12 protein-coding genes are annotated in these 9,032 nt (G+C 64.9%); 10 read left to right on the plus strand and 2 right to left on the minus strand.

Translation table 11 applies throughout. The features are described 5' to 3' along the window. Nucleotides 1–106 precede the first annotated feature (106 nt). On the minus strand, nt 107–826 hold the full coding sequence (locus EKH81_RS15935; RefSeq protein WP_132059870.1) for an RNA methyltransferase: 720 nt from the start codon (nt 824–826) through the stop codon (nt 107–109). Continuing rightward, entirely contained in the window at nt 823–1,422 is a 600-nt protein-coding gene (locus EKH81_RS15940; protein ID WP_132059868.1) for a DUF8114 family protein, read from the minus strand. Before EKH81_RS15940 ends, EKH81_RS15935 begins: the two co-directional genes overlap by 4 nt. 222 nt (nt 1,423–1,644) lie before the next feature. Here EKH81_RS15940 and EKH81_RS15945 point away from each other — a divergent pair, with 222 nt between their 5' ends. The 10 genes from EKH81_RS15945 (at nt 1,645) to corA (ending at nt 8,970) form a co-directional block, all read left to right on the plus strand. Further along, on the plus strand, nt 1,645–3,024 hold the full coding sequence (locus tag EKH81_RS15945; protein ID WP_132059866.1) for an adenylosuccinate synthase: 1,380 nt from the start codon (nt 1,645–1,647) through the stop codon (nt 3,022–3,024). A 70-nt stretch (nt 3,025–3,094) separates the two neighbouring features. Next, the gene (locus tag EKH81_RS15950; RefSeq protein ID WP_132059864.1) at nt 3,095–3,736 is read left to right on the plus strand and encodes a hypothetical protein; all 642 of its coding nucleotides are present in this window, start codon (nt 3,095–3,097) and stop codon (nt 3,734–3,736) included. Continuing rightward, complete coding sequence (locus tag EKH81_RS15955) at nt 3,729–3,896, plus strand: hypothetical protein (RefSeq protein ID WP_162224654.1); 168 nt, start codon at nt 3,729–3,731, stop codon at nt 3,894–3,896. The genes EKH81_RS15950 and EKH81_RS15955 overlap by 8 nt, the downstream gene beginning before the upstream one ends. Before the next feature lie 108 nt (nt 3,897–4,004). Beyond that, nucleotides 4,005–4,196: a methytransferase partner Trm112 gene (locus EKH81_RS15960; protein WP_132059862.1), complete on the plus strand. Its 192-nt coding sequence runs from the start codon at nt 4,005–4,007 to the stop codon at nt 4,194–4,196. 44 nt (nt 4,197–4,240) lie between these two features. Beyond that, nucleotides 4,241–4,807 (plus strand): DUF7524 family protein, encoded by a 567-nt coding sequence (locus EKH81_RS15965; RefSeq protein WP_132059860.1) that lies wholly within the window; start codon nt 4,241–4,243, stop codon nt 4,805–4,807. Between the two features lie 90 nt (nt 4,808–4,897). Beyond that, nucleotides 4,898–5,398 carry a DUF7523 family protein gene (locus EKH81_RS15970; protein ID WP_132059858.1) on the plus strand — a complete coding sequence of 167 codons (501 nt, stop codon included), beginning with the start codon at nt 4,898–4,900 and terminating at the stop codon, nt 5,396–5,398. Between the two features lie 179 nt (nt 5,399–5,577). Next, a complete protein-coding gene (gene cysS, locus EKH81_RS15975) occupies nt 5,578–7,071 on the plus strand; it encodes a cysteine--tRNA ligase (RefSeq protein WP_132059856.1) in 1,494 nt (497 codons plus the stop codon). A gap of 39 nt (nt 7,072–7,110) precedes the next feature. Continuing rightward, a complete protein-coding gene (locus EKH81_RS15980; protein WP_132059854.1) occupies nt 7,111–7,749 on the plus strand; it encodes a DUF6517 family protein in 639 nt (212 codons plus the stop codon). Between the two features lie 40 nt (nt 7,750–7,789). Further along, nucleotides 7,790–7,993 (plus strand): hypothetical protein, encoded by a 204-nt coding sequence (locus EKH81_RS15985; RefSeq protein WP_132059852.1) that lies wholly within the window; start codon nt 7,790–7,792, stop codon nt 7,991–7,993. Continuing rightward, the gene (corA, locus tag EKH81_RS15990) at nt 7,990–8,970 is read left to right on the plus strand and encodes a magnesium/cobalt transporter CorA (protein ID WP_132059850.1); all 981 of its coding nucleotides are present in this window, start codon (nt 7,990–7,992) and stop codon (nt 8,968–8,970) included. The genes EKH81_RS15985 and corA overlap by 4 nt, the downstream gene beginning before the upstream one ends. The last annotated feature ends 62 nt before the right edge of the window (nt 8,971–9,032 follow it).

Here is a 9,032-nt window from a genome sequence, read left to right on the forward strand (position 1 = left end):
CTTCTTGCCTCGGTGGTTTAAAACCGCGTTCTTGGGGGGGGGTGCTGGTGCGCCTCACGGCTCGCTCGCCCGCCCCGTTCAGAGTGATTCATCGTCCTCGCCGATGCTACTCGTCGTCGGCGTGGTACATCGCGCGCCGGAGGACCCCCCGGAGGGTGCGGACCTCCCGACCGGTCGGGTGAGCGCGGCCGAACAACCGTCGGGCGAGTCGGAGCGTCTTCTCCCGTTTCTCCTCGGGGTGGTCGATGGCGGCCAGAAACTCCGCGAAGTGGTCGTAGAACCCCTCGATTTCGGCTTCGTCGGCGCGCTCGCGTTCCACGTCCGGGTGCTGGAACTCCCCGACGGTCAGCTCTCGGAGTTCGTAGAGCGTGACCGTGGCGGCCTGACCGAGGTTCAGCGACGAGTACTCCGCGCTCGCGGGAATCGAGCAGATTTCGTCCATTCGCGCGATTTCCTCGTTGGTCAGCCCGTTGTCCTCGCGACCGAAAACGAGGACGGTCGGCGCGTCAACGTCCCGGAGGCTGTCGGCCAGTTCGGGGGGCGTCTTAAACGGGAATCGCCGGTGCTTGCGGGCGTCCTCGTTGGTCGTAGCGGTACAGGCGACGGTGTGGTAGTTCTCCACGAGATGGTCGAGCGTCACCGCGTCGTAGTTCGGAAGCACGTCCTCGCGGGCCTGCCCGGCGAAGCCGTACGCCTCGCTGTCCCTGCCGAACTCCGGCGGATTCACCAGTTTGAGGTCGTCCATCCCGAAGTTCTTCATGGCTCGCGCGATGGTGCCGACGTTGCCGAGCGTCTGTGGTTCGACCACTGCGACCGCTGGCTTCATGAGGTGGGGTAGTCCTGACTCAGGTCGAGGTCGCCCTCGACGCCTTCGGTTTCGGTCGCCTCCTCGTCGTCCTCGCCGTCCTCGCCGCCTTCGACTTCCATGTTCCGGAGGTCGATGCGCTCTCGGTCGCCGTCCGGAACGTCGACGTTGAACTCCTCGGGGTCGGGTTCGGGCGGTTCCGGGATGTCGTCGGGGTCGGTATCGACGTGTTCGACGCCGCCGTACCCCTCCGGCGCGCGTCCGCCGTCGAGGAACCACTCGTGGAACTCGTCCTGAAGCACGTCCTCGCCCTTGTACCGACTCCCGCCCTCCTCGGCGAACCAGTAGATGAAGTCGGATTCGTGGTCCGAGCAGACCACGATTTCGGCGAGGGGTTCGCCGTAGACGGCCTCCGCGACGTTGCACTCGTGGATGTTCTCGTCGCCGTGAATCAGCCAGCAGGCGTCGCACGGTGCCCCCACGAGCGCCTGCAGTCGGAGGAGTCGGTGGCGCGGGTCCTTCGGAATGTCGTCCATCGGCCGGAAGTCATCGTCCTCGGTGAATATCTCGTCCTCGTCGAACCGCCAGCCCCGAAGTCCGATACTGACCTTGCCCATACGCCCGAATAGCGGTTCGGGGGTGAAAAAGAGCGCGCTCTCCGCTCGAAGCGGCCGAATCGCGACTCCATCCCGCCGAATCGTCACTCCACTGACTCCGGACGAGTATCCTCGATAGTGCGTGTTCTGTACTCCGGCGCGAAGACTCTATCCACGAACGTGCATCAGTTCGGCGAAAAGACCGTAATCGGTTTAGGGAGCGGGGGAGAACCACTCCGCGTAATGACCGTAACCATCGTCGGTTCGCAACTCGGCGACGAGGGGAAAGGCGGCATCGTCGATTTGTGGGGCGACGCCGCCGACGTGGTCGCCCGGTACCAGGGCGGCGACAACGCGGGCCACACCGTAGTCGAAGACGGCACGGAGTACAAACTTTCGCTCGTTCCGAGCGGCGCGGTACGCGGGAAAATCGGCGTCCTCGGCAACGGCTGTGTCGTCAACCCCGAGACGCTGTTCGGCGAGATAGACGCCCTCCGCGAACGCGGCCTCGACCCCGACGTGCGCGTGGCCGAGCGCGCACACGTCATCCTCCCGTATCACCGAGTGCTGGACGGCATCGAGGAGAAAGCAAAGAGCGAGTCCGACAGCGAAATCGGCACGACCGGACGCGGCATCGGTCCGACCTACGAGGACAAGGCGGGTCGGCGCGGCGTCCGCGTCGGCGACCTGTTCAACCCCGACGTTCTGCGTGAACGACTCGAATACGTCGTGGCTCAGAAGCGCGCACTCGTCGAGGAGGTCTACGAACTCGACGTGTCGGACCTCGAAGACCCCGACGCGCTCGACGTGGACGCACTCTACGAGAAAGCCCGCGAGTACGGCCGTCGCCTCCAAGAAGACGACATGACCGTCAACTCCGGCGAGTTCCTCGCCGACGCGCTCGACGAGGGCCGGGACGTCATGTTCGAGGGCGCGCAGGGAACCATCATCGACATCGACCACGGCAACTACCCGTACGTCACGTCCTCGAATCCGACGGCGGGCGGTGCCGCCGTCGGGACGGGAATCAGTCCGGGCGTCGTCGGCGGCGGCGAAGTCGTCGGCATCGTCAAGGGCTACCTCACGCGAGTCGGGAGTGGCCCGCTCCCGACCGAACTCGGCGGCGTGGTCGGCGACACCCCCGGCTACGACGAGCAGGGCGGCGGCGACAACGAGGACCTCGCGACCTACATCCGCGAGGAGGGCGGCGAGTACGGCACCGTCACCGGCCGCCCGCGCCGGGTCGGCTGGCTCGACATCCCGATGCTTCGCCACTCTGCGCGAGCGAACGGCTTCACCGGTCTCGCCATCAATCACATCGACGTGTTGGCCGGACTCGACGAAGTGAAAGTCGGCCACAGCTACGACCTCGACGGCGAGGAGATATTTACGATGCCCGCCACGACCGAGCGGTGGGCCGACTGCGAGCCGAATCTGCGAAGCTTCGACGGCTGGGAGGACGTGAACTGGGCCGAAGTCGCCGAGGAGGGCTACGAGGCCATCCCCGAGAACGCCCGGACGTACCTCGAATACGTCAGCGACGAACTCGACGCCGACATCTACGCTATCGGCGTCGGACCGGGCCGCGAGGAGTCAGTCGTGCTGGAAGACCCCTTCGAGTAAGCGACCTGCAGAACCCGGATTTTCTCCCGTACTTTTAAATCCGAAGCCGCGGCCAACCCTGCGTGTCGCCATGACCGACCCGCCGGACGACCTGACGCCGCGACTCGACACCGCGAACCGGCTAGAGCGAGTCATCGACGCACAGAGCGCGACGCTCGACCGAATCGACACGAAGTCCGAGCGAATCGCTCGCTTGCTGGCGCTCCTGCTGGGCGTGGTGCTGTCATCGCTGTCGCTCGGCACGCAGTTAGCAGGGGTGGCGTTCGAGTCGCTTTCTTTGCCGACGCGACTCGCGTTTTTGCTCGGCATAGGGTTTCTTCTGCTGGCGCTGGCCGCGTCGATTCTCACGCTTTTGAGCAGCCGATTTCGAATCGGCCTTACCGCCGCGACCGGCGACCTCCTGAGTCGCCCGGAGCTCGACCCGCAACTGGAATCTCACCTTCGCCGTGTCGTCGGAACCTACGCCAACAGTGTCGAGCAAAATCGAAAAATCATCGAGGCGAACGCGGGATGGTTCAAACGGAGTCTCGTCCTCTTTTTGCTCGGCGAGAGCTATCTCGTGATTTCTGTCGGGCTCTTTTTCAGCGGTCTGAATAGCCAACCCGGGTGGGTGATTCTAACGATGAGCGTCCCAATCGTCGTTTGGCTCGCCAAGTACGTTCTGTCGGGCAGATATTTAACGCTGACACTCGAACTACGAACCAATGATTGACACTGAACCGGACACAAGCGAACAGAACAGTCGAGAGAACCCACGGGTGACAAAAGACGACGTTATCGTCCAGACGCCGAACGGGGAACGGTACGAGTCTCATCTCATCAACGCGACCGGATTGCCGCGCGAAATTGTAGAAGAGAGAACGAACGACTGAGGTTCGAAGGTTTGGTCGAACCGGACCACCTCATTCCCGAGAATTTCGAGCGCGACCCCCACCGCCGAACCCGTCACGCTTTTGGCCCGTCCGCTCACAGACAGAAGCATGAAGGAGTCGCTGATGGACATCATCTGTTGCCCGCTCGACAAACAGGAGCTCGAACTCGACGCGACCGACACCGACGACGGGGAAGTGCTCGCGGGCACCCTGACCTGCACCGAGTGCGGCGAGACCTACCCCATCGAGGACGGCATTCCGAACCTCCTGCCGCCGGACATGCGCGATATCGACGCCTGAAGTCCTGAAGCTTTTTCTACTCGGGGTGGGAGATACCACCAACCGTGCCGAACAGTCTCTCCGTCCAACTGAACCGCGACCGGCTTCACGACATCCGGACAGTCGCACGGTTCGAGGTGACGGAGTCGTTCGCCGTCCTGCTCGAAAACGGCGACGCGCCGGTCCACGTCCACCTCCACCTCGACGACGAACTCTCGCGGGTCGCGTCAATCCCCGCGAACAACCACTACGTCGATGCCGGGACGACGCGACAGGTGAACGTCGAGATTGCCGACGGCCCGCGACCCGTGGAGGGACGCTTAAAAATCGTCACCGGTCACGGCGCGGAGACCGCCTACGTCGTGGTGTCGGTCGTCGAACCCGAGGAGCGCGAGGACGCGGTCGCCGTAGACGAGCGACTCGCGCGTCCGCAGCGCGACCCCGACGACGACGCGGAGTTCGAACTTCCGGGCCTCCGTCTGGGCGAGAACGCGCCCGTCGTCGCGCTCGGCCTGCTCGCGCTCGGTGTCGCAATCAGCACCGCGGTGCTGGCCGACAGCGCGGTCGTCCTGTTCGGCGTGCTGGCGGTCGTCGGGAGCGTCGCGGCCGCGGGCTATCTGCTGGTCAGATAGCCCCACGGCCGACGGTCGCGCCCACCACGTCACTTTTACCGCAGCACGTTCACCGCATCGTTTTTGGCGGTCGCCTCCCTTCTGACGCACATGTCACTCGCCGAAGACACTCGGGCGGCCGCCCGACGGCGTCCGTTTCTGGTGACCGCGCTCCGGGCGGGCGTGGTCAACTACACCGCGGCGGCCCGGTCGCTGAGCGAGGAGGTCGGCGGCGACACCGAGTCCGTAGCCACTGCACTCCGGCGGTTCGCCGAGTCGCTCCCCGAGTACGAGACCGAATCGCGGGACGTTCGAGTCACGATGCAGAGCGGCTTGGGCGTCGTCGCCGGGTCCGGCGACGACGCCCCGCTCGCGGTCGGCGGTGTCAGTCTCGTTCCGGATTCGGGGTCACTCACCGCCATCGTCGCAGAGGGAAGCGTCGGTGCGACCGCGCTCGGACACGTCCTCGCGCGACTCGACGCCGCCGAAATCGGCGTCGTCGCGGCGGGCGTCGCCGACGAGTCGCTGGTGGTGGCGGTCGAGCGCCGCGACGGTCCGAACGCGCTTCGAACGGTCGAGGACGCGCTCGCGGCCGTCCCGAGTCGCGAGTAGTGTCGGGGGGAGCTAGCGTCCCGAAAAGTCCGCGCGGCGGTCGGCGACTCGCCGACCGCCGCGCGGAGTCGCAATTCGACGCTCGGGTGTGGAACCGCGATTCGACGCTCGGGCGCGGACATCGGCGGGTAGTGTTTCTATCGACGCTTTCAAACGGTGGCTGGCGGTAGAGGACAGTAATGACGCTCCACGTGACGAACACCCTCTCGGGCGAGCAGGAGGTATTCGAACCGCAGGACCCCGATTCGGTGCTTCTCTACTACTGCGGACTCACGGTGTCGGACTACGCGCATCTCGGTCACGCCCGGTCGTGGGTCCACGTCGACGTGATGCATCGGTGGCTCGAACACCTCGGTTACGACGTGCGCCACGTCGAGAACTTCACCGACGTGAACGAGAAAATCGTCGCCAGAGTCGGCGAGGACGACCTCGGCGACACCGAGGACGAGGTGGCCCGCACCTTCATCTCGGAAGTCATCGAGGACATGCGCTCGCTGAATCTCCGGCGCGCGGAGGTGTACCCCCGGGTGAGCGAACACGTCCCGGAAATCGTGGACCTCGTGGAGACCCTCGTGGAGAAGGGGTACGCCTACGAGTCGAACGAGTCGGTGTACTTCGACGTGACGAAGTTCGAGGAGTACGGCAAACTCTCGAATCAGAACATCGAGGAAATGGAGGCCCAAGGCGAGGAAGACGAGCGCTCGGAGAAGCGCAACCCCGCCGACTTCGCGCTCTGGAAGGCCGGAGCGGCCCATCCTGACGATGTCTCCGAACGACGTTCGGAGGACAGCGAGACGGAGTCTCGCCAGTCCCCCGCTGGCGGCCAGACGTGGGACTCGCCGTGGGGCGAGGGGCGACCGGGGTGGCACATCGAGTGCTCGGCGATGAGTATGACCCATCTCGGCGAGACGCTCGACGTTCACGTCGGCGGTCAGGACCTCGTGTTTCCCCACCACGAGAACGAAATCGCCCAGAGCGAGGCCGCCACGGGCCACCAGTTCGCCAACTACTGGCTTCACGTCCGCCTGCTCGAAACCGGGGGCGAGAAGATGTCCTCCAGCCTCCAGAACTACTTCACGGTCCGAAACGCGGTGTCGGAGTTCGGGTCCGAGTCGATTCGAACCTTCCTGCTCTCGACCGCCTACAACAACCGCCAGACGTACAGCGAGGAGACGCTGAACGAGGCGGTCGAGCGATGGGAGCGACTCGAACGCGGGTACGACCGGGCGGTCGAAACCGCCGACAGCGCCGACGCCCGAACCAAAGTCGAGGACGACGCCCTCCGAACCGCGGTCGCCGAGACCCGCGAGACGTTCGCCGACGCGATGAACGACGACTTCAACACCCGCGAGGCCATCACCGCCCTGCTCGAACTCGTCTCGGCGGTCAACAAGCACGTGGACGCCCGGGACGAGTACGACTACCGCGCGCTCTCGGACGCCGTCGAGACGTTCGAGGGCCTCGGCGAGGGCGTCCTCGGTCTCGCCCTGACGGGCGACGGTGAGGGCGACGTGCGCCTGCTCGACGAACTGGTCGAACTCGTTCTGGACGTGCGCGAGAAGGAGCGAGACGCCGGAAACTACGACCGCGCCGACGACCTCCGCGACGAACTCGCGGCGCTCGGCATCGAAGTCCAGGACACCGACGAAGGCGCGTCGTTCCGGGTCGAGTAGGGGGATTGATAACCCCCGCCTGATTACCCGGGAAGCAGTATGAACCGAAGGGTAGTCGCTGGCGCGTTGCTCGCCGCGATGGTCGTCGTAAGCGGCTGTACCGGAATCCTATCGGGGTCCGTCACGTTCTCCGCGTCGGAGGCGACGGTGAGCGACGACGCGCTCGAATCGACCGGATACGAACACAACCGAACCGACGAGATGACGGTCAACGAGACGTTCTCGGTTGCGGGCCAATCGAGAGACGTGGAGGTGACCAACTGGATCTCCGAGTACCACCGGAGCGTGGGTATCGATGGACTGGCCGAACAGCGCGTGGCGGTGTTCACCACCTTCTCTAGCCCGAAGGTGTCGGTTCTCGGCCAGTCGTTCAATCCCCTCGCGGAGTACGACAACCGGGAACTCGCCGAGCAGTTCACCACGCAACTGAACGCCGTGAACGACCTCCAAGAAGTCGGCAGTCGGAACGTCACGATGCTCGGTAGCTCCACCGAGGTCACGAAGTTCGAAGCGACCGTGACCACTGCCGCGGGCCTCCAGTTCGACGCCTACGTTCACGTCACGAAGGTCGAACACGGCGACGACCACGTGGCGGCAATCGGGGTCTACCCCCAGCAACTCCCCGACGAGCAGGAGACCGTGAACGAACTGATTCGCGGCGTCGAACACGAGGAGTAGCGGACAACGCTTTTCTCGGTCGGGTGTGTGACCGACGGGTATGAACATCGCGCTCCTCGCCGGACTCGCGCTCACGGTCGCCGGACTCGCGGGGTATCTGGTGGGTATCACGGCTCCGTACCCCGGTCGCGCGTTCTCGGTTTCGGGCGTGATGGTCGGGATTACGCTCCTCGCCATCGGAACCGCGGGGCAAGAAATTGCGGAGGAGACGACCGCGAGCGCCGAACCGGGTGACGAACCGTGACGATACGCTCGGTCGTGTACACGAGCGAGGGGACGACGGTCCACACGGACCTCCAGACCGCACGCGACACGCCGGGAACGACGTGGGTCCGGGCGTCCGGCGCGTCACCCGCCGAACTCGATAGGGTCGCGGAGACGTTCGCCATCCACCCGCTGTCGGTCGAAGACGTCCGAAACGGCGTCCGGCCGAAGACCGAGGAGTTCGACGACCACACGTTCGTCCTGCTGAAGACCGCGGACCTCCGCCGAGGCGAGACGACCTTCGACGAGGAGATTCGGACCGAGAACGTGGGGCTGTTCGTCGGCGACGACTGGCTCGTGACGCTCTCGACCCACGACGTTCCGGCAGTCGAGCGCGTCTGGAACATGGTCGAAAACGAGGAGGGCCGACTCCTCCGACAGGGCGCGGACTTCGCGGTCTACCGAATCGTGGACGCTATCGTGGACGGCTACTTCGACGTGCTCGACGACATCGAGGACCAAATCGAGGCGGTCGAAGAAGGCGTGACCACCGCGGCCGACATCGACACCCTCGAAACCATCAACAACGTCCGACGGGAACTCCTCTCGTTTCGAAAGCTCCTGTGGCCCACGCGCGAGGCCGCGGCTTCTCTCGCTCGCGGCGACCCCGACCAGATTCGCGAGTCCTCCGAGAAGTACTTCCGAGACGTGTACGACCACCTCGTTCAGTTGGTGGACCTGACCGAGACCTACCGCGACCTCGCCAGCGGCGCGCGCGACATCTACCTGAACTCCCTGTCGCTCTCGACCAACGAGGTAATGAAACGGCTGACCGTCGTGGCGACCATCGTCCTCCCGCTGACGTTCGTGGTCGGCGTCTACGGCATGAATTTCGAGGGGAGTCGCTACAACATGCCCGAACTCGGATGGACGTTCGGCTACCCCGCCGTCATGCTCGGGATGCTCGGCGTGACCCTCGTCCTCATCGCGTACTTCCGGGAGTCGGGCTACGTGTGATGCCGCGAGAATTTAAATACGAAGCCGGGAGCAACTCTGCCCGGACGTTTCGCGCGGTCGCG

It is taken from the genome of Halorussus amylolyticus (genome assembly GCF_004143485.2).
Classification (GTDB): Archaea; Halobacteriota; Halobacteria; order Halobacteriales; family Haladaptataceae; genus Halorussus; species Halorussus amylolyticus.

What these genes read in the sequence shown, in the direction of transcription:
- EKH81_RS15935 (WP_132059870.1), bottom strand. Translation starts at nt 826, where the DNA reads ATGAAGCCAGCGGTCGCAGTGGTCGAACCACAGACGCTCGGCAACGTC.
- EKH81_RS15940 (WP_132059868.1), bottom strand. Translation starts at nt 1,422, where the DNA reads ATGGGCAAGGTCAGTATCGGACTTCGGGGCTGGCGGTTCGACGAGGAC.
- EKH81_RS15945 (WP_132059866.1), top strand. Translation starts at nt 1,645, where the DNA reads ATGACCGTAACCATCGTCGGTTCGCAACTCGGCGACGAGGGGAAAGGC.
- EKH81_RS15950 (WP_132059864.1), top strand. Translation starts at nt 3,095, where the DNA reads ATGACCGACCCGCCGGACGACCTGACGCCGCGACTCGACACCGCGAAC.
- EKH81_RS15955 (WP_162224654.1), top strand. Translation starts at nt 3,729, where the DNA reads ATGATTGACACTGAACCGGACACAAGCGAACAGAACAGTCGAGAGAAC.
- EKH81_RS15960 (WP_132059862.1), top strand. Translation starts at nt 4,005, where the DNA reads ATGAAGGAGTCGCTGATGGACATCATCTGTTGCCCGCTCGACAAACAG.
- EKH81_RS15970 (WP_132059858.1), top strand. Translation starts at nt 4,898, where the DNA reads ATGTCACTCGCCGAAGACACTCGGGCGGCCGCCCGACGGCGTCCGTTT.
- cysS (WP_132059856.1), top strand. Translation starts at nt 5,578, where the DNA reads ATGACGCTCCACGTGACGAACACCCTCTCGGGCGAGCAGGAGGTATTC.
- EKH81_RS15980 (WP_132059854.1), top strand. Translation starts at nt 7,111, where the DNA reads ATGAACCGAAGGGTAGTCGCTGGCGCGTTGCTCGCCGCGATGGTCGTC.
- EKH81_RS15985 (WP_132059852.1), top strand. Translation starts at nt 7,790, where the DNA reads ATGAACATCGCGCTCCTCGCCGGACTCGCGCTCACGGTCGCCGGACTC.